The 25197-nt window shown below is 45.5% G+C and carries 18 protein-coding genes; 15 read left to right on the forward strand and 3 right to left on the reverse strand.

What is annotated here, in order from left to right:
• Entirely contained in the window at positions 1–1602 is a 1602-nt protein-coding gene (locus tag AC6H1S_RS14570; RefSeq protein WP_199138298.1) for a SulP family inorganic anion transporter, read from the reverse strand.
• Between the two features lie 89 nt (positions 1603–1691).
• Positions 1692–2030 carry a hypothetical protein gene (locus AC6H1S_RS14575; RefSeq protein WP_199138300.1) on the reverse strand — a complete coding sequence of 113 codons (339 nt, stop codon included), beginning with the start codon at positions 2028–2030 and terminating at the stop codon, positions 1692–1694.
• Between the two features lie 219 nt (positions 2031–2249).
• On the opposite strand from AC6H1S_RS14575, the gene AC6H1S_RS14580 reads away from it, so the two are divergent.
• From AC6H1S_RS14580 to AC6H1S_RS14640, 13 genes are all read left to right on the forward strand, one after another.
• Complete coding sequence (locus tag AC6H1S_RS14580; RefSeq protein ID WP_199138301.1) at positions 2250–3485, forward strand: putative porin; 1236 nt, start codon at positions 2250–2252, stop codon at positions 3483–3485.
• A 32-nt stretch (positions 3486–3517) separates the two neighbouring features.
• Positions 3518–5059 carry an acyl-CoA carboxylase subunit beta gene (locus AC6H1S_RS14585; protein WP_497564068.1) on the forward strand — a complete coding sequence of 514 codons (1542 nt, stop codon included), beginning with the start codon at positions 3518–3520 and terminating at the stop codon, positions 5057–5059.
• Between the two features lie 129 nt (positions 5060–5188).
• Complete coding sequence (locus AC6H1S_RS14590) at positions 5189–6352, forward strand: MFS transporter (RefSeq protein WP_497564069.1); 1164 nt, start codon at positions 5189–5191, stop codon at positions 6350–6352.
• Between the two features lie 75 nt (positions 6353–6427).
• Positions 6428–6967: a hypothetical protein gene (locus AC6H1S_RS14595; RefSeq protein WP_199138305.1), complete on the forward strand. Its 540-nt coding sequence runs from the start codon at positions 6428–6430 to the stop codon at positions 6965–6967.
• Positions 6968–6970: 3 nt separating this feature from the next.
• Positions 6971–7381: a GNAT family N-acetyltransferase gene (locus AC6H1S_RS14600; RefSeq protein ID WP_497564070.1), complete on the forward strand. Its 411-nt coding sequence runs from the start codon at positions 6971–6973 to the stop codon at positions 7379–7381.
• Between the two features lie 92 nt (positions 7382–7473).
• Positions 7474–8613, forward strand: a complete 1140-nt coding sequence (locus tag AC6H1S_RS14605) for a M42 family metallopeptidase (RefSeq protein ID WP_199138309.1) — start codon at positions 7474–7476, stop codon at positions 8611–8613.
• A 272-nt stretch (positions 8614–8885) separates the two neighbouring features.
• Positions 8886–9434: an RNA polymerase sigma-70 factor gene (locus tag AC6H1S_RS14610; RefSeq protein ID WP_497564071.1), complete on the forward strand. Its 549-nt coding sequence runs from the start codon at positions 8886–8888 to the stop codon at positions 9432–9434.
• 63 nt (positions 9435–9497) lie between these two features.
• Complete coding sequence (locus AC6H1S_RS14615) at positions 9498–10655, forward strand: FecR family protein (protein WP_199138311.1); 1158 nt, start codon at positions 9498–9500, stop codon at positions 10653–10655.
• Positions 10656–10888: 233 nt separating this feature from the next.
• Positions 10889–14077, forward strand: coding sequence for a SusC/RagA family TonB-linked outer membrane protein (locus AC6H1S_RS14620; RefSeq protein ID WP_497564072.1), 3189 nt, complete (start codon positions 10889–10891; stop codon positions 14075–14077).
• A 17-nt stretch (positions 14078–14094) separates the two neighbouring features.
• Positions 14095–15552 carry a RagB/SusD family nutrient uptake outer membrane protein gene (locus AC6H1S_RS14625; protein ID WP_497564073.1) on the forward strand — a complete coding sequence of 486 codons (1458 nt, stop codon included), beginning with the start codon at positions 14095–14097 and terminating at the stop codon, positions 15550–15552.
• Between the two features lie 2 nt (positions 15553–15554).
• Positions 15555–16022, forward strand: a complete 468-nt coding sequence (locus tag AC6H1S_RS14630) for a hypothetical protein (RefSeq protein ID WP_497564074.1) — start codon at positions 15555–15557, stop codon at positions 16020–16022.
• A gap of 10 nt (positions 16023–16032) precedes the next feature.
• Positions 16033–18852, forward strand: coding sequence for a M16 family metallopeptidase (locus AC6H1S_RS14635; protein WP_497564075.1), 2820 nt, complete (start codon positions 16033–16035; stop codon positions 18850–18852).
• A gap of 5 nt (positions 18853–18857) precedes the next feature.
• Positions 18858–20621, forward strand: coding sequence for an SGBP N-terminal domain-containing protein (locus AC6H1S_RS14640; RefSeq protein ID WP_497564076.1), 1764 nt, complete (start codon positions 18858–18860; stop codon positions 20619–20621).
• A 168-nt stretch (positions 20622–20789) separates the two neighbouring features.
• On the opposite strand, the gene AC6H1S_RS14645 is transcribed toward AC6H1S_RS14640, so the two are convergent.
• Positions 20790–23168, reverse strand: a complete 2379-nt coding sequence (locus AC6H1S_RS14645) for an outer membrane beta-barrel family protein (RefSeq protein ID WP_497564077.1) — start codon at positions 23166–23168, stop codon at positions 20790–20792.
• 202 nt (positions 23169–23370) lie between these two features.
• Here AC6H1S_RS14645 and AC6H1S_RS14650 point away from each other — a divergent pair, with 202 nt between their 5' ends.
• Together AC6H1S_RS14650 and AC6H1S_RS14655 are read left to right on the forward strand one after the other, a co-directional pair.
• Entirely contained in the window at positions 23371–24420 is a 1050-nt protein-coding gene (locus AC6H1S_RS14650; RefSeq protein WP_497564078.1) for a sensor histidine kinase, read from the forward strand.
• Entirely contained in the window at positions 24413–25144 is a 732-nt protein-coding gene (locus AC6H1S_RS14655) for a LytR/AlgR family response regulator transcription factor (RefSeq protein WP_199138321.1), read from the forward strand. Before AC6H1S_RS14650 ends, AC6H1S_RS14655 begins: the two co-directional genes overlap by 8 nt.
• Positions 25145–25197: the final 53 nt, after the last annotated feature.

Raw genomic sequence — 25197 nt, forward strand, 5'->3', positions numbered from 1 at the left:
TTATGATTTAATTTCTTCTACAATCTTGTTATTTAATTTAGGCACAGTGTAATGACTTTTAATGTGCTCTAAAGTTACGATAATGCCTTTAGTATAAGCATTATGTTTGTAATTAAAAATGGTCTCCAATACATCTGGATCGATATACCTGGCATTTGAACCATCGATAATGACATTGGTTTCTTTCGGGATATTGGTTAACAATACCTGAATAGAGGCCTTGTTTAAAAAAGATACCTCTTCGGCCAGCTTAATCCTGATGTTTTTCTTGTTTCCCTCCTCTTGTACTTTATAAAAGAAAGGGTTGCGCATGTTGGTACGCAACAAGTAAAAAATAGAGAAAGCCATACCAATAGCAACCCCTTTCAACAAATCGGTAAGTACTACGGCCAGCACGGTAACCACAAAAGGAACAAACTGGTCCCATCCTTTATGGTACATGTGCTTAAACAGCGAAATGCGTGTCAATTTGTAACCGGTTACCAAAAGTACAGCGGCCAAACAGGCCAAAGGGATCATATTGATCAGCTTCGGAATGAACAGCAGCGACAGCAGCAACAAGGTACCGTGTATAATGGTCGACATTTTGGTGCGGCCACCTGCATTTACGTTGGCCGAGCTGCGTACAATTACCGAAGTCATAGGCAAACCGCCCAACATGCCGCTGGCCATGTTGCCAAAACCTTGGGCCACCAATTCGCGGTTGGTTGGCGTTACCCTTTTAATCGGATCGATTTTATCAACCGCCTCGATACCCAGCAAGGTTTCTAAACTAGCCACCACGGCAATAGTTAAGCCAACTATCCAAACCTGTTTGTTGCCAATGGCCGAAAAGTCGGGCGTGCTGAACAGGCCCTTAAATTCTTCCCAGCCGTTAAACAAAGGAATATTCACCATTTGATCGGCCCTCAGCTGATAGCTGGTGCCCTGGAAAGCCAAAGCCAGTCCAACGCCCAGTATCACCACCAAAAAAGGGGCAGGTACTGTGTTGAGCTTTTTGATTTTTGGCCAAAAAACCAGGATGGCTATAGACAGCAAACTGATTACAATAGCGGCCAGGCTCAATCCATTTACGGCATGCAAAATAGCCGAAAAGGTATTGTCGCCATCCTTTTGAAGAAAGCCTTCGTCGCCAAAATAATCCTTGTCTACACCTATGGCATGAGGCAGCTGCTTTAAGATAAGCAATACGCCGATACCGGCCAGCATACCTTCAATTACGCTCGATGGAAAGTAATTACCAATGGTGCCGGCCTTGATAAGGCCGAGCACCATTTGGATAGCACCTGCCAAAACCACAGCAAGTAAGAAGACCTGGTAGCTGCCTAGCGAGGCAATTGCACCCAGAACAATAGCAGTTAAACCCGCAGCCGGTCCGCTAACACTTAATTGCGAACCACTCATAGCGCCTACCACAACGCCTCCCACGATACCGGCAATTAAACCGGCAAACAATGGAGCGCCAGAGGCCAAGGCAATGCCCAAACATAAAGGCAAGGCCACTAAAAACACAACTATACTCGATGGTATATCGCGTTTTAAATTCTTTTTTAAGAAATATTTATTAATACCCGACCCTGAGGTCGAACCCACATTTTCCATAATAAACTCGCGTTAAATTTTATTTTTTTCATAAGAAATCGTCCCACAGCCACTGCTGCAGTTCACATTTTGACGATAAAAGTAAAAGCCTATGAAAAGTTAGGAGGCGGTGTGGGTACCGAAGGATGATAAGGGTCTACATATCGCCGAGAATGCTCAATAAAACTGTTTGTTACCCCGTAATCGATTTCGAGGGGCACATAAGTCAGATCATAGCGATAGAACATCAGTTTATGGTCGGCAAACTTTACGCTTCCTTTGGCCGTATCGTCGCCATGGTTCTCTGCCTCAAGCTGCATAATCACTGCATTCATCAGACTTTTGTCTAAGTGGGCAAAAAATACTGGCGCGCCAGAAATTACCATCTTTGCCGTAAAGATGCCCATAAAGGCAATCACGATAAATAAACGGTATTTTCTAAACCACATAAATCTTTTGTTTTTTCGATTTCTCCAAAAATAGTTCCAAAAGCATCAAAGTGACAAATAAAATGGTAAAAAAAATGTAATTAAATAATCGTCTTTCGCAAAACCGGTGCCCAAGGCCGGGCTAAAAAATAATTTCTGTTCGAAAAGCTATGGATTAACCGTAATTTCACGGCCCAAAGCGCATGCTACTTTATATCGCTGCAAAACCATTTGTAAAAAATGAAAAAAGGTCTCTTTTTGTTCGTTTGTTTATGTCCGCTTTTGGCCATGGCGCAAAACAACAATGCTCCGTCTTCGTATGATATACACGACATTAAAATTACGGGCTATCTGCAAACCCAATTCCAGAAAGCACAGTCGGCAGGAATTACTTCCTTTTCTGGCGGAGATTTTTCGGCAAACAGCGACAGCCGCTTCATCATCAGGCGCGGCCGACTTAAAATAGACCGGGTAGACAAATATTCAAGCATTGTTTTCCAAATAGACGCCACCCAGAACGGCGTAAACCTGATGGATGCCTTTATTCAGCTCCACGCACCTTCCGTACCCGAATTGCTGTTTACCGCCGGCTTGTTTAACCGACCTTTCGGCTACTCGATCATCTACTCTTCGGGCTATCGCGATTTTCCGGAAAGAGCACGCGTGTTTCAAACCTTGATGCCCAGGGAAAGGGATTTAGGCGCAATGGTTTCTTTCCATCCCCAAAAAATAGCCAAGTTTTTAACAGCCGATTTTGCCGTAATCAATGGCAGCGGGCTTTCGGCGCGGGATTATGACTCAAAAAAAGACATGGTAGGTGGTCTTAACTTCAAATTCGACAGTTTGGCCAATAAAAAACTGCACATCGGCTTTGGGGGCTCGTTTTACAAGGGCTCTGTGCGCAGCAATACCGACACTTATTATACCAACAACGGCCATGGCTTTGCCAGCAATACCAGCGCCAGCAATATAGGCAGCAACCTAAAGCGCAACTATTATGGCGCCAACCTGCAGGTGCAATACGACAATGCTTTTGGCACCACCAGCCTCAAAACCGAGTATATAGCAGGCACCCAGCCCGGCGTAGCCAGCAGCGCCAGTTTGGCAGGCCCCTATGCCAGCCAAAGCTTTGCCACGCAGCCTGCCACCAACCTTTACCTACGCCATTTTAACGGCTACTATATTTGGTTGACACAACAAATTGCCAAAACCAGGTTTAGCGTAATCATGGCTTACGACGTATACGACCCCAATACCGATATCGACGAAAAAGAAATCGGATTGGCCGGCAACAACACTACTGCAGGCGATATTAAGTATGGAACTTTGGGCTATGGGCTAACCTGTGCCTTAAGCTCGCGATTAAAGCTTACCGTTTACAACGAACATGTGACAAACGACGGCACTACCCTATCGGGCTACCAGAGCGATTTAAAGGACAATGTATTGACCACGCGTTTGCAATACCGCTGGTAATTTCTAATTTTAAAAAAATCCATTTTGAAAGAATGAAGAATAAAATCGAAAGCTTACAGCATAAAATAAAAAGCGCCCATTTGGGCGGAGGCCAGGCGCGCATTGACAGTCAGCATCAAAAAGGCAAGCTCACTGCCCGCGAGCGCATCCATTTTCTGTTAGACGAAGGCAGCTTTGAAGAAATAGGCATGCTGGTAACCCACCGTAGCACCGATTTTGGCATGGAACAGGAAAAATACCTGGGCGATGGCGTAATTACCGGCTATGGCACGGTTAATGGCCGATTAACGTATGTTTTTTCGCAAGATTTTACCGTTTTTGGAGGCTCGCTTTCCGAAACTCATGCAGAAAAGATCTGCAAAATCATGGAAATGGCCATGAAAAACGGCGCACCTATCATTGGCTTAAACGACAGTGGCGGTGCCCGTATACAAGAAGGCGTGGTTTCTTTGGGCGGTTATGCCGATATCTTTTACCGTAACGTACAGGCTTCCGGAGTTATTCCGCAGCTTTCGGCCATTATGGGCCCCTGTGCCGGTGGCGCGGTATACTCGCCAGCCATTACCGATTTTATTTTAATGGTCGAAAATACTTCCTACATGTTTGTAACCGGCCCGAATGTGGTTAAAACCGTTACGCACGAAGAAGTAAGCGCTGAAGAATTGGGCGGCGCTACTACGCATGCCACCAAATCGGGTGTGACGCATTTTGCCTGCGCCAACGAGCTCGACGCCATTAGCCATGTCAAAAAACTGTTGAGCTACATGCCTCAAAACTGTGAAGAAAGGCCTACCAGTCTGGCTTACGAAACAGGTAACGAAAACAGGCCTGCATTAAACGAATTATTGCCACAAAATGCTTCGCAACCTTATGATATCAGGGATGTGGTAGCCGAAGTAATAGACACCGATAGCTTTTTGGAAGTACACGCCGCTTATGCCGAAAACATTGTGGTGGGCTTTGCCCGCCTGGCAGGGCGCAGCATTGGCATTGTGGCCAACCAGCCCGCTTATTTGGCTGGGGTTTTAGACAACCATGCTTCGGTAAAGGCGGCCCGTTTTGTACGCTTCTGCGATTGCTTTAACATTCCATTGCTTGTTTTTGAAGACGTACCTGGGTTTTTGCCAGGAACAGACCAAGAATGGAACGGCATTATCAGCAATGGCGCCAAATTATTGTATGCCTTTAGCGAAGCTACCGTACCTAGAATTACGGTAATTACCCGCAAGGCCTATGGTGGCGCCTACGATGTAATGAACTCGAAACACATCGGCGCCGACATGAACTACGCTTGGCCAAGTGCCGAAATTGCGGTAATGGGTGCCAAAGGCGCGGCCGAGATCATTTTCAAAAGAGAAATCAGCAATGCCGAAAATCCGCAGGAAAAATGGCTGGAAAAAGAAAAACTGTATTCGGAAATCTTTGCCAACCCTTACCGCGCGGCCGAACGTGGCTTTGTAGACGAGGTTATCGAACCTTCGCAAACCCGCATCAAGCTGATCAAGGCTTTTAAAATGCTCGAAAACAAAGTGGTAAATAATCCAAGAAAAAAACACGGCAATATACCTTTGTAAGGTAAAAAGGCAGGAGTAAAGGGGTGGAAGGCAGTACCAGCAACGATTTTTGAATCTGTTGCCTTCCATCCCCCAACTTTGATCTCCTTAGTCTCCGCCTGCTACCCTCAACCTTAAATCTCTCTACCCATGTTGAAGCGAGCCGATATTTTATTGATGGCCTTTTGCACAGGCCTCATTGTAGCCAACATTTATTATTGCCAACCATTGGTGATCTTAATTGCACAAGATTTTGGCGTTAGTGAAACCATGGCAGGCAAAACCACCTACCTTACCCAGGCAGGCTATGCCCTCGGCCTTTTCTTGCTGGTGCCATTGGGCGATATGTTCGAACGCAAAAAGCAGATCCTGGTTATTACCGGATTGGCTATTTTGGCACTTTTGCTGGCCGCTGCTTCCAAAAGCTTCTTTATATTGGAAGTAGCCAGCTTTCTGATTGGCGCCTGCTCTATCGTACCCCAACTGATCTTGCCTTTAACTGCCAACTTAAGCGACGACAGCAACCGTGGGTACAATATTGGCATTGTAATGAGTGGCTTGCTGGTCGGTATTCTCGCCTCGCGGGCGGTAAGTGGCAGCATTGGCTTTTGGCTGGGCTGGCGTGCTGTTTATTACATGGCAGCCGGAATTTGCCTTTTGTTGATTGCCCTCATGGCTAAGCGGTTTCCCAAAAGCTTCCCCTCATTTAAAGGCAATTATGCACAGCTGATGGGCTCGATGTTCAGCTACATCAAATCGCAACCCGTGTTGCGCGAAACTTCGATCATTAACTTTTTGGCCTTTGCCATTATCAGTGGTTTTTGGACCGTAATGGTACTTTTTCTGGCCAATCCGCCCTATAATTACCAAACTTTGCAAATCGGCCTGTTTGGCATTGCAGGCGCAGCAGGTGCCTTGGCCGCCCCTTTGGTGGGCAAATTGAGTGATGGTGGTAATCCACGCCAGAACCTGATGAAAGGCTTTATCCTGCAATTGGTAAGCATAGCGCTGTTCTATTTCATCGGCACAGCCGTTATTCCTTTTATTATTGGCATTATTTTGATCGATATTGGTCAGCAGGCTATCCATGTAACCAATCAAACCCGTATTTACACCCTCATTCCGGAGGCCCGAAACCGGCTCAATACCATCTTCATGTCGGTAAGTTTTGTAGGCGCCAGTTGCGGTTCTGCTTTAGGTTTGCTATTTTGGGAACATGGGGGCTGGAATTTGTTCTGTTATGGAATGACGGCCATCGTAGTGGTTAATATCCTGATTTATCAGTTTTATAGCCGCAAAAAGTTCAATCCTTAACCTCAACAACCATTTATGCCATCTAGGTACATATTCAAAAGCTTAATCATCCTTTTAACAATCATTGGCTTTAACATGGCCAAGGCTCAGGACACGGTTAGAACAGATCAGCCAACGGAAGTAAAATCGATGAACAAAATCAGTTTAAATCTGTTTGGCATAACCGCCGAAAGGGAGCAAAAAGTGGGTCGCATAACTACTGTTAATGGTGGCCTTGGTGTTTTTGGCACCTATGTGTATGGCACGGCCATCCATTACAATAGTGTAACCAACCAGATTACCTTCAAAAAATACAACGATTTTAAATTTTATCCGGTAGTATATGGTGGTATTAAGCACTACTATAATTTTAAGCAACGCATCAAGAAAGGGAAAAAGACTTCGAACAATGGCGCAAATTATGTAGGACTGGATGTGATGGGCGTATTCCCTACCCTTTTTGAAGATGATACCCTGCTTTCTTCGCAACTGAACATCGCTCCGCGATGGGGTTTTCAACGCAGGTTAGGCAACAAAGGAACTTTCGAATTTGGTATAGGTCCGGCAATGGCCTTCGCTCAAGGCAACACTTATTATGGTGCTACCGGCAAAATTGCCTTTAGTCTTTTATTATAATTGATGGAAGCAGTAGTAGAACAGCTATTTCCCTCGTTAACCTGGCGCATCAGGCATATCGCCATGTATCCAGACCAGCCTTACGATTTCGTAAAGCTGGAAAACGATTTTGAGGGCACCCATTTTGGCCTTTACTTGAACCACGAACTTACCGGAGTGGTTTCTCTATTTGTAGATGGCCACATTGGCCAGTTTCGAAAATTGGCTATTTTGCCCGAAGCACAAGGCCAGGGCCTAGGCAAACAGCTGATGGAATACCTGATCGATTACTGCAAGGTGCAAAAACTGACCAAATTATGGTGCAACGCACGGGTAAATGCCAAAGAATTTTATCTTAAATTTGGCTTTGTAGCAACCAACAAAACCTATACCGCAGCCGGCTACGACTTTGTGGTGATGGAAAAGACATTATAGATTTAGATTTAACCGCTCAGAAAAATAGATTAATTAGATTTTAACGATCTACGCCAATCGTAATTCGTAAATCTAAACTCAAAAACAAGATTATGGCAAAGAAAAAAGACGAAGCTAGCCTGCCGAAAGCGCAGGAAAAAAAGAAAAAACATGTGCCTGTAGTGACTAAAAAATCGTTGCAGTTTTTTGAAAAATATATCAATAATGCCGCGCCCACCGGTTATGAGTGGAATGGACAGAAGCTCTGGCTGGAATATCTGAAACCATATATCGACGAGCATTTCATCGACAATTATGGCACTGCCGTAGGCGTTATCAATCCTAAGGCCAGCTATAAAGTGGTTATCGAGGCCCATGCCGACGAAATTTCGTGGTACGTAAACTATATCACCAGCGATGGTTTGATTTATGTGATCCGCAACGGAGGTTCTGACCATCAGATTGCTCCTTCCAAACGTGTGAACATCCACACCGAAAAAGGCTATGTAAAAGCGGTATTCGGCTGGCCAGCCATCCACACCCGCCATGGCGAAAAAGAACAAGCACCTGAACTGAAAAACATCTTTTTAGATTGTGGCTGTACCAGCAAAGAAGAAGTTGAAGCCTTGGGTGTGCATGTAGGCTGCGTAATTACCTACGAAGACGAGTTCATGGTATTGAACGACCGTTATTATGTGGGTCGCGCGCTGGATAACCGTGCCGGTGGCTTTATGATTGCCGAAGTAGCCCGTTTGCTCAAAGAAAACAAGAAAAAACTGCCTTTTGGTTTGTACATCGTCAACTCGGTACAAGAAGAGATTGGCCTGCGTGGCGCCGAAATGATTGCCCAACGCATTAAGCCAAATGTGGCTATCGTAACCGATGTAACCCACGATACCACTACCCCAATGATCAGCAAGATTACCCAAGGCGATTTGGCCTGTGGCAAAGGTCCGGTGGTTTCTTATGCCCCTGCCGTACAAACCAACCTGAACAAATTGTTAATTAAAACTGCCGAGAAGAACGAAATTCCATTCCAGCGTCAGGCTTCATCGCGCTCAACCGGAACCGATACCGATGCCTTCGCCTATTCTAACGGCGGCGTACCTTCGGCCTTGATTTCGTTGCCTTTGCGCTACATGCACACCACCGTAGAAATGGTGCACAAAGAAGATGTTGACAATGTAATCAGTTTGATTTACGAAAGTTTATTGAACATCAAAGCCGATCAGGATTTTAGGGAATTTAAGTAAGGTAGAAGGCTGGAAGACGGGAGGTTTAAGGTTAGCTGATTAGTGCAACCTGAAAACTGCCAAGCTCAAACTCAATAAAGCCCGAGGAATAATTCCTCGGGTTTTTTAATAGCCAATGTTTTGCGCTTAATTAATCGGCAGGCTCTAAAAAGTTCATATATTTTACATTATTTTGCGCAACAAAATCGTTTTAATCAGTAAATCAACTGCTTAACACTTGCTTTGCTCCGCAGCAAAGCTTATTTTTGAAGTTCAACACCATTAAACCAAACTTGTCAAGTCGTATACATATCAACTCGTTCGAAGAATTGTTTAGAAACAACTATGCAAAGCTATGCCACTTTGCCTTCCAGTTTCTGAAAGACGAGGATGTGGCTAAAGACATTGTACAAGAAACCTTTACCACTTTTTGGGACAGCCAGCAAAGCCTGCAGGTAGAGCCGAGTGCCATCAGCTCCTTTCTGTATGCTTCGGTTAGAAATGCATGTTTAAACAAACTGCGCAGGCTAAAGCTAGAAAACGGCTACTTGAACAATCAGGAAGCCGATCCGTTTGAAGAAGCCATTGGCCTCAATTCGATGATCCGGTCTGAAGTGATTGCCGAATTGCACAAAGCCATTACGACCCTCCCCAAAAACTGCCAGCTCATTTTCCGTATGGGCTATTTAGAAGGATTGAAAAATCCGCAGATTGCTGCCGAACTCGGAATCAGCATCAACACGGTAAAAACCCAGAAAAAACGTGGCCTCGAGCTGATTAAAATGCGTGTAAACCCCGATTTCTTGGCTTTAGCGCTGATTTTATTGGCCCATCAAAAATAATTTTCAAAAAAAGTTCATTTTCTTTTCACCCGCTTTTGCTTTTCAGGTTTCTTACCTAAGAATATGAAAACGCAAAAAGACCCCGAACTCATTGGCAAACTGATGACCAAGTTCCTCAAAAACGAACTTTCTGAACAAGAAAGCAAGGATTTTGAGCTTTGGCTAGCCAGCGACCCTAAAAATATAACGCTTTTAGAATCTTTCCGCGATACGCCCAGCGTACAAGAAGAACTCAACTATTTCAACGCGATAGATACGGATAAAGATTGGGCCATGCTTTCCAATAAACTGAACTTGAAGCCATCGCCGAAGCTAAGCTGGATTAAAATCGTAAGTTACGGCGCCGCGGCTATGCTTCTCCTGGTGGCAGGAATTGGTCTTTACCGATATACGGCTAGTCAAAGCGCAAAAACGCCTGTGCTCGCTTTACAAACCGACACCTACGATATTAAACCCGGAGGCCTGAAAGCCCAGTTCATTGCAGCCGATGGCTCATCAACGGTTCTCAATGGCAAAACAGCTCAGGAAACAGATGCCAACCTCGGCACCAAAGAAGGTTTTTTATGGGTAAAAAATACCGGCCGACAAAAAAACGGCTATAACCAATTAAAAACCCCAAAGGCCGGCGAATACAAGATGATACTGCCCGATGGCACCAAAGTATTTCTCAATTCGGCCTCTAGCCTCAGGTTTTCGAACAATTTTAACAAAGGCGACAGGCGTGTAGAACTTGATGGAGAAGCCTACTTTGAGGTAGCCCACAACCAAGACCTGCCCTTTGTGGTCAAATTCAACAAAACCGAAGTGGAGGTGCTCGGAACGCACTTCAACATTTCGGCCTACAGCGAAGAAACCACCAAAACAACCTTGTTGGAAGGAGCCATCAAAATCAGGACGGAAAAAGACCAGGGCATCCTTAAGCCTGGCGACGAAGCCAATGTGGCCAATGGCGTGCTGAACGTACAAAAAGCAGATACTTATAAGTCGATAGCCTGGAAAGAAGGCATGTTCTATTTCCATGAAGACGGCATTACCGAAATATTAGACCAGATTGCCCGCTGGTACGATGTTAAAATAGAATACAAGGGTACCCCAGGCACCAAAAAATATAGCGGCGATATCCGCAGGGAAGCAAGCCTCAACCAGGTACTGCAAATGCTGAACGCGGTGAGCGGTGCCCAATTTGACCTTAAAGACCGAACTGTAACTGTAAATTTTTAACCAACAAACCCTTAAACAACACTATGCCATAAACACAAACAACAAACTATTACAGAAGAGGCACAAAAAAGCCGGGAACACCGCCATGTTCCCAGCCCAACTTGTGTTTGTTCTTTCGACAAATTATTGAAATAAACCGATTTAAAAACTACACAAACAAAAATATGAAACATTTCCTTCTCGGCAAGTATCCGAGAAAGTATAAACTATTGAATAGAACCACACTATTAGTTATGAAGTTAACTATTTTCTTGTTGATCGCTGGTTGTTTGGGTGTACATGCATCGAGCTTTGCCCAAAAAATAACCTTGTCTGTACGCAATGCAGGCATAGAAAGCGTATGCACCGATATTAAAAAGCAAAGTGGTTTTTCCTTTTTGTATGATGCAACCGTATTAAAAAAATCTGGTACGGTAAGCCTCGAGCTCAAAGAAGCAACGCTTGAAAATGCCCTGAAACAGATGACCGCCGGTAAGGCGCTCGATTATCGCATTATCGATAAAACGGTGATCATTACCGAGGCTAAGCCCTTAGTGCAGCGCGACGATATCACCGTTAAGGGCGTGGTGCGATCAAAAGAAGCGCCAGGAACGCCCAATATGCCATTGCCTGGCGCCGTAATTGTCATTAAAGGCACCAAAAAGGCCGTGGTTGCCGATGCCGATGGCAATTACACCATCAAGACACCAGCCGATGCCATTTTGGTGTTCACCCTGATCGGCTATGGCACCAAGGAAATTCCCGTAAACGGCCAAACCTCAATTGATGTAGTGTTACTACAAACGGCCAGCGAATTGCAAGAGGTAATCATTACTGCTTACGGCACTTCCGAGAAAAAGGAGAACCAGATTGGTAGTGCTGCGCAGGTAACCAGCAAAGACCTGGTTCGCAAGCCATCAAACCGGGTAGACGCTTTATTGGAGGGTTTGGTAGCTGGTTTTCAATACGAGCAACAAGGCGCATCGCTTAGCAGTGCGCGCCCAAGGTTCCAAAGCCGCATCCGTGGCGAGGCTTCGTTCAGCGCCTCTAACGACCCACTTTGGGTTATTGACGGCATCCCTTACAATACGGGCGATGAAACCAACATGATTCCGGGTACGCAGACCAGCATCAGTCCACTGACATTTCTCAATCCCAACGACATCGAGTCGATCACGGTACTTAAAGATGCTACCGCCACTTCAATTTATGGCGCAAACGGCTCTAATGGGGTAATCCTCATCACCACCAAGAAAGGAAAATCGGGTAAATTGGCAGTCGACTATAGCTTCAGAACCGGCATCAATGTATTGACCAACAACCGCTTCCATGTATTGAATGCCGACCAATACCGTGAGCTATACCGCGAATCTTATTTAAACAATACGGCCTTAGATCCAAGCAAAATGCCTGATTTAGGCACCGGAGGTATCGATTGGTACAATACTTTTTTTCGCAACGGCGTTAACATGCAACACGATCTTTCGATTGCTGGAGGCACCGAAAAAACCAGGTATTATGTTTCGGCAGGCTATTTCAACGAAAAGCCGATCATGATTGCCAACGAAACGCAAAGGTTCTCAACCAGGGCCAATATCGACCAGAAAGTGAATAAATCAATCGACCTTTTCTTGAGAGTAGGCGCTTCTTACAACGTCAACAACCTATTTTCGCCGGGCGACACCTATTTTGTAAACAGGCCGATTGACGGCATTTATAATCCTGACGGTTCTTTTGTACTAAAGCCTTACAACACCTATGCAGAAGCCAAACTGAATGACGACAGGCAACGTACCGTAGCAGTAACCGGCAGCATTGGTGGCACGGCCAGGATTTTGCCTTGGCTTACTTTTACCAGTACCAATGGTATTGATTATGGCAAAACCAGAGAAAACATCTATGGCTCGATGTATACTTTTAGCGAGCGTGGCGAAGGCATGGCCTACAAGGGCAACAGCAAAAACTTTAACTGGGACAGCCAGCAACGCCTCAACTTCGATAAACGATTTAACCGCCATGCCATCTCTGCCCTATTGGGTGCCGAAGCCAGGAGCGAAGACCGCAACTCGTTCTCTGTTACAGGCTATGGCTTCCCTGATGACCAGGTGAGAAACGTAGATTACGCTACCCGAACCACTTCGCTTCCATCCGGAGCCGAAAAAACTGGGGTATCTTATTACGGACAAGCAAGATATACCTTTGACAACAGGTATAGTGTTTTGGGCAGTTTCCGTAGAGATGCCAACTCCGACTTTGGTTCTGACGTGAAATGGGCAACCTTTAACTCGGTAGGTGCTTCGTATACCATCAGCAACGAAAAATTCTGGCACATTAAGCCTATCGATTTTGCCAAGCTTAAAATCAGTTACGGCACCAACGGCAACTCGAGGATCGGGGCCTACAAATCGAAAGGAATTTACAGCTTTACCAATACCACTGCTTATAATGGCCAGGAAGGTGCCATTATGACTTCGGGCGAAAATCCAGTGCTTTCGTGGGAAACTACCTACCTCATTAATGGGGGCTTGAGTTTGGGCTTGTTCAAGCGCATCTCGATGGAAATCGAGTTTTACCGCAATACCACCAAAGGTATCTTGGATGCGGTTGACGTAACCCGCACAACCGGCTTTACCCGGATTTTGCAAAACGTAGGCTCGGTGAGAAACAGTGGTGTTGAATTGACCTTGAATACACAAAACATCATTAAGGACAACTTTCAATGGACCACTTCTTTCAACATTGCTCACAACAACAATAAGATCTTAAAACTCTACAACGGCAATGACAAGGTGCTTGACCTGACCATGAGGCGTGAAGGCGAGGATGCCAATGCATTTTACCTGATCCGTTGGGCGGGTGTAGACCCCCGCGATGGTGGCCCGCTTTGGTACGACAGAAACGGCAACATTACCAAGGTTTTCGACCTGAACAACCGTGTAATTGTAGGTTCTAGTACGCCTGATTTTTATGGTGGTATGACTAACCATTTCCAGTACAAGGATTTTACGCTGTCGGCACTGCTTATTTACAATGTGGGCGGCTACGCTTTTAGCGACTTGCAACGCGATGCCGAATCGGATGGCAGAAATCTGGCCGACGACAACCAGTCGACCAACCTGCTCGACCGCTGGAGAGAACCTGGCGACCTGAGCAACATTCCAAAATCCGTGCTGTACGAGAATGCGAATAACGGCCGTAACTCTACCCGTTTCCTGCACAAAAAAACAAGCTTGCGCCTGCAAAACATCAGCTTGAATTATGGCCTTCCCAAAAAATGGCTCAGCAAGATCAAGTTGCAAAGGGCCAATGTTTATTTCCAGGCAGACAACGTAGGTTTTTGGACACCTTATGCAACGCCATCGAACAGAAACGATTACAAAAATTCATTTAATGCCTACCCGCAGCCTTTAACCCTGTCATTTGGTTTAACTGTTGGCTTATAAGATTTTAAGATACTGAAATGAAAAGAAACACCTATATTTTAACCTTATTGGCCATAGCCTGTATCGCTTTGGCTTCCTGCAAAAAGTTTCTGGAGAAAGAGCCTATCGGAAAAACCGGAAAAATCACCTTGTTCGAAACCGTGGAAGGGGCCAACAAAGCCATGAGCGGGGTCTACAATTTGATGCTTTCCTATTACAAAACCTCGTTTGGCCTGTATGCCGATATCGCTTCAGACAATGTTATTCGCGGTACCAAGGCGAATGTACTGCTCCCTCAGTTCAATTTTCAGAGCGTAGCCAGCGACGATGCCTTGGCTGTTGGCGATCTTTGGCTCAATGGCTACGGAGCCATCAACAACATCAACAACATCATCAATGCCATTCCCGAACTGAAGTCTAAATTTCCGTCACAAACCAAAACACTCGATTCGATTTATGGCCAAAGTTTGGCTTTAAGAGCCTTGTGCCATCTGAACCTGAGCCTGGTTTATGCGCAGCCTTACAACTATACTTCAGATGCCTCTCATTTAGGCATTCCGGTAGTACTTAAAACCCCAAATCCTGGCGAGGCCGTGGCACGCAAAACCATGAAGGAAACCTATGCGCAGATTATTACTGACCTGAGCAATGCCCTGCCGCTGCTGCAGCAACATACCAACCATACCACACAGGCGGCGATGAGTTACCAGGCTGCACTGGCCCTATTATCGAGAGTATACCTGTACAAGGGCGATTGGGAACAAAGCATTGCCTATGCCAACCTGGTGATTAACGACACCAACTACAAACTGGCCAGCAACAGCGAATATTTATCGGTATTTAACACCTACCCAGCCGATAATGCCGCTACCAAGCTCGAAAGCATTTTTCTGCTCAGCAACAAAGGCCTTACCTCTAATGGTTCGAGCATTTACACCGTTTACTCGGATGCTGTTGGCGCCCAATACAATACGGCAGCCAAGCTGACCAATTTCTTCGACGGCGACGACATCAGGTTGACCAAAATGTTTACCATTCCGATTTCGGGCGATAATGCCGGCAAATCGCTGACCAAAAAATATGGCGATGGCACCGTAACTTCTATCACTCCACAGGTAATCCAAGTCATCAGGCTATCGGAAGTTTATTTGAACCGTGCCGAGGCCAAATGGCAATTGCAACGCTATGCCGAGGCCGCCGAAGACCTGCGTATCATTTCGCAAAGGGCGCACCCAAGCCGTACCATTACCATTACCTACAGCTCTAACGACGACTTGTACAAACAGATTGCCAACGAACGCAACCGGGAGCTTTGTTTTGAAAACCACCGCTTCTTTGACCTGGCCCGCCGCAAGGAGAACCTGCAACGCGGTGCCGACTGCAATGCCAATACCTGCAGCTTCAACTATCCTAACAGCAGGTATGTTTTACCTATCCCTGCCAAGGAAATAGACGCCAACAAATCGATTATTCAAAACCCTGCCTATACCAATTAGTCATGAAAAGAAAAACAACATCCTTTGCCACAATGCTCTGCTTGGTTTTTTTAATGCTGAGTTCGGCTTGCAAAAAAGAAACCACGCCATATAACCATCCATTTTTTCACATCATGGTCGATAACCAAAGTGCCGTAGATGTACTTTCGAACCGTAAAGACGTGGTTAACTATAATGTTTACCTCAGCGCCGAACTCCAATTCGAACCCATCGATGTAACCTACGAAATTACGGTAGGCAATGGCTTGCAGGAAGGCCGCGATTTCGAATTCGTGACCAAAGGCAACAAGCTCACTTTTCCACAGGGGATTTTTGAGCGTCCGATTACCATTCAATGGAAAGATTCGCCGGTTGATGCCACCAAAGACAACCGTATCATCATTAAGTTAATCAGCAATACTAAAAACTATACCATGGGCCTACCCGGTCCAGACCAGTTACAAAGACAATTGGTAATCACTAAAAAATAAGAAAGAACAGATGACGAAGCAAATGAATTTTAAAGGATTACTAAGCCTATTGCTGCTATTTGCAACGGGTATTGCCTATGCACAGCCCTTGAAGCAGAATCCGAACCTCGTGACCGGAAAACTGCCCAATGGCTTCACCTATTACATCTACAAAAACGACAAGGCAAAAGGCAATTCGGTGCTCAGGCTCTTTGTAAATGCCGGTTCGCTGCAAGAGGAAAACGACCAGCAGGGATTGGCCCATTTTATAGAGCACATGGCCTTTAACGGCACCAAGCACTACTCGAAAAATGATGTGATCGAATTTTTGGAATCAAAAGGTGTAAAATTTGGCGCCGATTTGAATGCCCATACCAGTTTCGACGAAACCGTGTACAAAATCAGCATCAATACCGACGACGAAAAGAACCTGGAAAAATCCATAGACATTATGGGCGATTGGGCCTTTGGCGTTACTTTCGACAAGAATGAAATTGACAAGGAACGGGGCGTGGTGATTGAAGAATGGCGCAGCAAGCAAGGTGCCGACAACCGTTTACGTGAACAATACCTGCCCGTGCTCTTCAACAAATCGCGCTATGCCGAGCGCCTGCCTATTGGCAAGGTCGACATCTTGAAAACCTTCCCGCGCCAGCGTATTGTCGACTTTTATGAAAAATGGTACCGGCCCGATTTGATGTCTATTGCCGTGGTAACCGATATAGACCCTAAAAAGGTAGAGCACTATATCAAAACCGAGTTTAGCCAGTACAAGGCCAAAAGCAAGGCCCCGAGGCTGTACTATGAGCTTCCGGCACACCAAGACACCTTGTTTTCTATCCTTACGGATAAGGAAGCCTCATCCATTGATTTGAGCTTTTTCAATAAGATCAGCTCGTTTAAAGGCATCCAAACCGAAGCCGACTACAAGAACCAATTGATCCGTTCCTTCTTCAATGCCTTGGTCAAAAACCGCTTCAGCAGGATCTCTCAGTTGCAAAACGACTTTAAGGAAGGCAGTTTTTCGGTAAGCAACCTGGTTCTGAAAAACGGTATCGTATCTGGTGGGGTTTCGCTATTCCACGACCAGATTAACGAGGGAATTGCCAAATACCTAACCGAAGTCCAAAGAATTACGCGCTACGGTTTTACCGCCGACGAAGTGAAAAAGATGAGGGACGAATACATCGCCACCATTAAACGAGCCATGGCCACCGAAGACAAAACGGAATCAGAGACTTATGTAAACGAAATCCACGATGTTTTTTACAACGGTACTACCATGCTGGCCAAAGCCGAAAGAAACCGTTTGGCCCTGAAATATGCACCACAAATCGACTCCTTGGCTATCATCAGCTTTTTGAAAAGCGTTAGCCAAAAGGGAAATACGGTAGTTTTGTTGACCGCACCAGAAAAAGATGCCAAAAACCTGCCAACCGTAGCCCAGCTAAAAACCATGTTGGCCAAAGCTGCCAGTCAAAAGGTAGCACCTTGGAAAGACAGCATTACCATACCCAAAACCTTGTTGGCACAAGAGCCAAAGCCAGGAAAAGTGGTTAAGGAAGAAAAAATAGATGCCATTGGCGTAACCAAATGGACCTTATCAAACGGAACTACGGTATACCTTAAAACCACCGACGAAAAGAAAAACTACATTTCGCTTTCGGGCTTCAGGGCAGGTGGAATCTATGCTTTGGATTCGACACAATTTGTAACTTCGCAATTTGTAAAAGCAGTTACCGGCCTCAGTGGTGCGGGCGAGTTTAGCAGAAGAGCGCTGACGGAGTTCTTGGCGGGCAATTCGGCTTCTTCAACCTTGATCTTATCGACCACCCGCGAAGGCGTAGTAAGCAGTGCCGACTGGAAAGATGCCAAAACCATGTTTCAGCTCATGTACCTGAAATGGGTATATCCAAATGCTGATTCGCTGACTTTTGAGCAGGCCAAGCGCCAAACTATCGAAAGGCTCGACAACAACAAGCTCTCGCCCACTTACGACTACAACAAAGCCATTGCCGAGTTGTTGAAGGGCGATGATGATTATGCTTCGGACGTTTCTGCAGAACGTATCAACAAAGAGCTCCGATTTAAAGATATCCTGCCGATTTTCAAGAGCCGTTTCGGTTCGGCCAAAGATTTTCAGTTTGTCATTGTAGGCGGCTTTAGCCTCGATAGCATCAAACCTTTGATCGAGCAGTACATTGGTGGTCTTCCGGCGGGCAGTTACAACAAAAAATTCGAGTACAAAGGTCCTGTTGGCGGCGATACGGCCAAAGACATCCTGGTGTATGCAGGTAAAGCTCCCAAAAGCACCGTTAACCTGTTTTACCAAAGCAACAAAGTTAATTACGATTACCCGGAAATTTTGGTGCAAACGCTGCTGCAGGAAGTGCTTAAAGTGAAATTGCGCCTTAACCTGCGCGAAGAAAATTCTGGCGTTTATGGCGTTGGCGTTTCCATTTCCTCAACAAGTATCCCTTCGCCGCTGATCAGGTCGCGCATTTCGTTTAGCTGTGCACCAGAAATGGCCGATTTCCTGATTAAGCAGGCACAGCTGGAGGTTAAAAAGGTGGCCGATGATCCGAATTACTTCCTGAGCGATTTGGTCAACATCAAAGTACAACAGCTTGACAGCTATAAAAAACAGGCAGGCAAAAACCTGTTCTGGAGCTCGTCGCTAAGAAACCAGTTCTATTTCGGCTTTAAAGACTACAGCTTCTTTAACGATTATGAAAAAATGATCAACAGCATTACACCGGCCATGATATCGGCCTATGCCAAAAAATATTTGATAGAAACCCCAGGTATCAAGGCCGTATTGATGCCGGAAAACTTTAAGAAACTAAATTAACAGACATGAAAAATATAAAGCAAATCACCTGGTTGCTCTTGTTGGCAATCGTTGGCCTGGCAGGGGCCTGCAAAAAAGACCCTGTGATGTACAACAAGGGATTTACCTCTTTTAAGTTCTTGGTTAAGGATGCATTGGGTGTCGAAAAGCAATATGTAGGCGCCATTGCTGATGCCGAAATTGTGGTAGAACTGCCTACAGAAGTTGATGTAACTAACCTCAAGGCAAGCTTTACCTTAGATAATGCCCGTACCATTGTACAGGTAGGCAAAATGGTACAGGAAAATGGCGTAAGTGCCAACGATTTTACCCAACCAATTACCTATACCGTAAAAGCGGAAGACAAAAGCACCCGCAGCTACAGTGTTCGCGTAACCAAAAAATCGGCCATTAAGTCTTTTGGCTTTTACATGGACGACAACCCAGGCTTAATTCAAAACTATGTGGGTGTAATCAGGGGCATGGCTATTGAAGTGGGGTTGCCAGAAACCGTAAACCTCACTACGCTTGTAGCCCGTTTCGAAACGACAACAGGCGCCACTTTAAAAGTTGGTGCCGTGGTACAGGAAAGCAAAAAAACAGTCAACGATTTTGCCACTCCGGTAATTTATCAGTTTAGCGATGCCAATTTTCCTACGCCGATCAACTTTACCGTTTCTACGTATTTTCTTGGTCGCCAGTGGAGCCTGGTTGGCGATAACCTCACGGGCTTGGTAACCGCATCGGGCATCAGGATGGCCATTCATCCATTCAGCAACAACCCTTACTTTATTTACCAACGTACCGGTAAAGACGAGAGCGGAATAGCCATTCCAACCGACAACAGGAAAGTTGCCGTAATTGGCTACAATGGCACTGCTTGGAGTAATTTGGGCAACACTACCGGTATTTCAGACTTCAGGGCCGATGTACCGGGCATCGCCTTTAACAGTGAGGGAACGCTCTATGTTGGCTACAAGGATTATCTCAACAGCGATAACAAAGCAACCGTACTTAAATATAATGGTACGGCGTGGTCTGTAGTGGGCACAAGCCGATTCTCGCCCGTAAAGGTCGATTACCTATCGCTGGCTATTGCCAAAAACGATATGCCAATGGTTTCGATGGCCAAAAACGGAACAGACAACAGTGGCATTCCGGCAAGGGGCTTGTATGTAGCTGGCTTCAATGGCTCAAGCTGGAATGCTATGACCCCACCAGGCGGAATAGTTGTTTTCTATGACCAAATTATCAAGGGCTTAGATGGCAACATCTATGTGGGCGTTATGGACAGGACAACAGGTTCGAACAAGCCATCGCTTTTCAAATACGAGAACAATGCCTGGGCACCAGTTGGGCCAACCTCATTCACGGCGCCCGATGGATTAGTGGGCTTCCAAGGCGTCAGCATCGCAGTTGACAAGAACAGTAATGCCTACCTCGCTTATCAGGTTGCACCGTCATCAGGCCGATTAAACCACGTAATGAAGTACAACAAAGAGGCCAATGCATGGCAAGAACTGGGCAATGCAGTTTCTAGCGGTGGCGAAAAAGACAAATTTGCCTTATGCGTAGATGCAGATGGCACCTTGTATTTTGCCTATGCCAATGCTTCTTCGCTTCTGGTCAAAACCTTCAACAAGAACACCAACAACTGGAATACCGAAAGAAAGGTAATCAGCGAAAAAGTAAACGAATTCGACATGCAGGTTGCAGGCGATGGAACTGTTTACCTTGTAGCTAGCATTACCAGCGACAACAGGACAGTTGTTTACAAATATGCCAAATAGTAAATAGGTTAGTAGCTATCTGGTTAAAACCCATCTCGAAACATTTCGGATGGGTTTTTTAATTTTAGGTGCAACATAAACAAAGAAAAGTTTATATTTCTCATCGCCTGAGGTAGCTAGATTTGCCTAAACAAGAATGATGGACTACAGGAAAGAACTGCCGAATATCTACTGATTCCTCCCCTGTTCTTCAGCCGAACCCGAATTCCGTTTACGCACCTCCACTTTCGAATTGCCAAAACGATAATTAAAGCTCAGCCTAAAACTTCGGCTATCGTAACGGCTCGCATAATCGCTTTGGTAGTTTCCATAATCGGCTATGCCTTTTTGGATCGAACTAAAAAAGATATCGTTCGCGCTCAACGCCAAGGTAGCTTTGTCTTTCCATAAGCTCTTGCCAATTCCAGCGCCTACCGTATAAAAAGGCAGGTTAACCTGGTTGCCATAAGTAACTTTGGTACTTCCATAAAAATTCAAATCGGCATACCACTGGCTTGACAGCTTAAAATGGCTGTTCATGTTGGCTGTAGCAGCCCATTGCTTAACTTCTACCCTTTGATTTTGATAGTCGAACCGGTAGCTATTTAAAGAAGAACCCATGCTTACGTTAAAGTCCCAAACCTTGAAAAACTGACGGGCATAGGTAACATACAGCGCGGTATTGTTATTGGTATGCAGGTTAGCTTTCAGGTTGGTGGTAATTTTGGTTTGGTTATCAACCACCTGCAAGTCTTTGATGACATTGTTTACAAAGCTGTACGACAAAGCAAACGAAAGTCCGTTTTTAAGGTTAAGCCCAAGCCGCCATTGATCCGAAAAAGAAGGATTGAGGTAAGGATTGCCCCGCGATACCGAATAAGCATTCCGGTAAATGGCAAATGGGTTGAGGTAGCTGTAGCTTGGTCTGCCGATACGGCGTGCATACGACAATGAAAAGCTTTGTTGGCCAAGCTTATAGCCCAAAATCACATTGGGAAATAGGTTAAGGTAACTCCGTTTCACCAAACTATCCAAAGTAAGCGAGTGGCCGTTGGTAAAAGTCTGTTCGGCACGCAAGCCCACCTGCGCGGTAAACTTGCCCCAGGTTTGCCGCGTACTGGCATAAGCGGCCAGCAAAGTTTCGCGGTAGCGGAAATCATTGCTGCCCAAATCGGCAAAAGAGCCGTTGCCCGTACGATACCGTGAGCTGAATTCATTGTCTAAGTCTACATAACTGGCTTTAGCGCCCAATTCTAAACTACCTTTGTAGAGTTGCTGACTGTAATCGGCCTTATAGCTATAGATGCCCGACCAAGTTTGGCCATCCTGCAAAAAGAGCTGATCGGGTGCCAGGGCCTGTCCGCTGGGCAACTGCAGCAAAAGGTCTAAATGATTATCGGTGTTCAGTTTAAACAAACCTACATCCAAGTCCATGCTTAGCTCCTGTCTTTTGGCCGAATCCAACAGCTTTTTGTAGTTTAGGTTAAAGTTAATGCCCTTGTTCAGCCGGCTGTTATCGGCATGGTTCAGCCGCAACGAATCAACCCTATTGCCATGCAATTGCTGTATGCGCGTTTCGGTTGTCAGTTCAGGATTATATGCACCGCTATTGGCCGTAACCAATATGCCGACTACATCGTTTTTATTCAAGAAATGATCCCAACCCAATCTCAAATTATGGCCAAACCATGGTGTCCGATACACTTCCTTATCGCGCAACTCGGTACCAATTTCGTTTAGATAAGTATTGCGGTCTATCTGTTGCGATTGCCGACCAAACGAATAGCTGTAGCTGCCATAGAGGAAATCGTTTTTTTGCCTCACATTAAAGCCAAACAACGCGCTATTGCCATTCCAATATTTCCAGCCATGGCCGGTTGCCAAACCCAAATTCAAATCGTAGCCAGGCTTGGTCCGCTTGAGTGTTTTGATATTGATGATTGGTCCGCCACCTTGCGCATCATATTTTGCCGAGGGCATAGGAATAAGTTCTATTTTGCCGATGTTGGCCGGGCTGGTAGCCAACAACAACTGGATGAGCTCCTGTCCGCCAAGCCTTGTTAATCTTCCATCGAGCATTACCTCTACGCTCTTGCCCTCGAGTTTGAGTTCCGTTTCGTTGAGGAGGGCCACACCAGGCAACTTTTTCAGGATCTCCATCGCATTGCTTCCGGCTTTCAAGTTGCCGTCAACATGAATAACCGTACGGTCAAACTGCTGTTCTACAAAAGGCCTATTGCCGTTAACGGCCACTGCTTGCAGCTGCTGGGCTTGTTCTTTCAGGTTGATAAGCAGATGGGTGCCCGATACGGCCTTGGTTGTGTAGGCCATATAGCCCAAATACGAAACCACCACATAGGCAGGTTGCTTGGGCAGGCTAAGCGAAAATTCGCCATTGCTGTTGGTCAGGAGGCGCTGCAACTGCCTGTTGCTGCTTTCTTCGTAAAGGTTAACTGTTGCCCCTACTAAAACGAGGCTGTCTTTTCCGGTTATTTTTCCAGTTAAAATGCCCTGCTGTGCCCATAGCATGCCGGGAAAAAGCCATAAGGCTAATAAAAATTGTTTCATTTGTTGATTTGATTGGTTGCCCTAAAGTAGTAGGCAGTATCTGGAAAAAAGTATCAAATCCTCCATTGGGTAGTTTTGTTCTGCAAAAGCCAGCATTTCAACCGCAAAGCTTTTGCAGAGGCAAAGGACACTTTCGCAGACGAAAACACGACAATCACAGATTTGGGTATCAAACATCGAAGCAAAGCGCTTACCTTTAGCTATGAAATTCAAATGGCTATGGCTCTTTTTGGGCTTTTTCCTTTTCTATAACTTTCAGGAAATCGCCTGGGCCATTGGCAATTATGTTGGCAGCGGCATGCCTATTTTCAAATTTATTTTTGGTGCAAGAGCCATTTCCTATCCCTTTTACTTTCTCACCTGGCTGGCTTGTACCACCTTTGCCTATGCTGTTTTTTTCTTTTTCTTTTATCAAAAGCAACAGAAAGTACGCGCTGTCATCGTGTTTTTGGCGGTGGCTATTCCGCTGATGATCTGTTTTCGCTACCTGATGCAGGAAGTCATCTATTTCGAACTTACCGGCAAGCATAACTACAGCGCCAATATGCGTACCCCTATTCGTTATTTTTTAGACAACATCTTTTTCACCATTTATTACAGCGCCTTCGGCATCGTATTTTTCTTTATCCAGTTTTCGGCCTACAACCAGAAAAAACAGGGTGAACTGTTGCTGCAGAACCGGCAGGCAGAACTTTCTTTTCTGCGTTCGCAGATCAATCCCCATTTTCTGTTCAACAGCCTCAACAATGTTTATACGCTCGTTTATCAGGGCTCTGACAAAGCCTTGGATTCCATCAGCAAGCTTTCCGAACTCCTGCGTTACATGCTTTACGAAAAAGAAGAGTGGGTGCCCCTGCTTAAGGAAGTGCAGTACCTGCGTAATTTCATCGACCTGCAGCTGATGCGCTATGACTTTAAGCCTGCCTATGAGTTAAAAATAAATGTCCCTTTTAACTGTGCCTTTAAAATAGCCCCTTTAACGCTCATCCCTTTTGTTGAAAATGCCTTTAAACACGGCGACCTGAAGGATGTGGCTATGCCTTTGCAAATCGAGTTGGAACTGGTGGGCCAGATGCTTAATTTTAAAGTCAGCAACAAAAAAGGTAACTTTAACAAAGACGAAACCGGAGGCATTGGCCTAGCCAATGTAAAAAAACGCCTGGAACTGACCTATGCAAACCACCAAACTTTGCACATTGCCGATTCGGACACCCAGTATACCATAGTGCTACAGATGAAACTACATGAATAATTTGGATAAAACGATTAACTGTCTGGTAGTTGACGATGAACCCTTGGCCTTGGCCCTGCTGAGCGACTACATTGACAAAACGCCCGGCTTAAACTTGGTTAGCGCAACTTCCGATCCCTTAACCGCACTCGCATTGGCTAAAAACGGAACCGTAGACCTCGTTTTTTTAGATATGCAGCTGCCGGAGCTGTCGGGCATGCAGTTTATGAAAATCCTCCAAAAAAAGAGTATGGTTATCGTTACTACGGCCTATGGCGAATATGCCCTCGAAAGTTACGACCATCACGTGGTCGACTACCTCTTAAAACCCATTACTTTCGAGCGTTTTTGGCTGGCCATAGAAAAAGCGCAGGAACGGTTCAACGCCTTGGCTAATCCAAGTTTGGCCACAAATGCTGCACCACCGGTCAACCAGTTTATTTTTGTCAAAACCGATTATCGATTGGTTAAGGTAGGGCTCAACGACATCTACTATCTCGAAGGTGCCCGTGATTATGTGGTTATCCATACCCTTACCGAGCAACTGCTTACCTTGCAGAGTATGAAATCGCTGGAAGAGCAATTGCCAGCCGAGCAGTTTATGCGCATCCATAAATCCTATGTCATTTCGCTCGATAAGATCAGCTTCATCGAACGTGGCCGTGTAGCCATCAACAACCAGCTTATTCCGGTAAGCGATACGTACAAGGACCGTTTATTGGAAAAATTAAAGCTTTCGAAATAATTTTTTGATGAGCCAAGCTGAGCAGCAGATTTTCTGCCATGCATGACGCGCAA

This window comes from Pedobacter sp. TM02 (assembly GCF_059705275.1).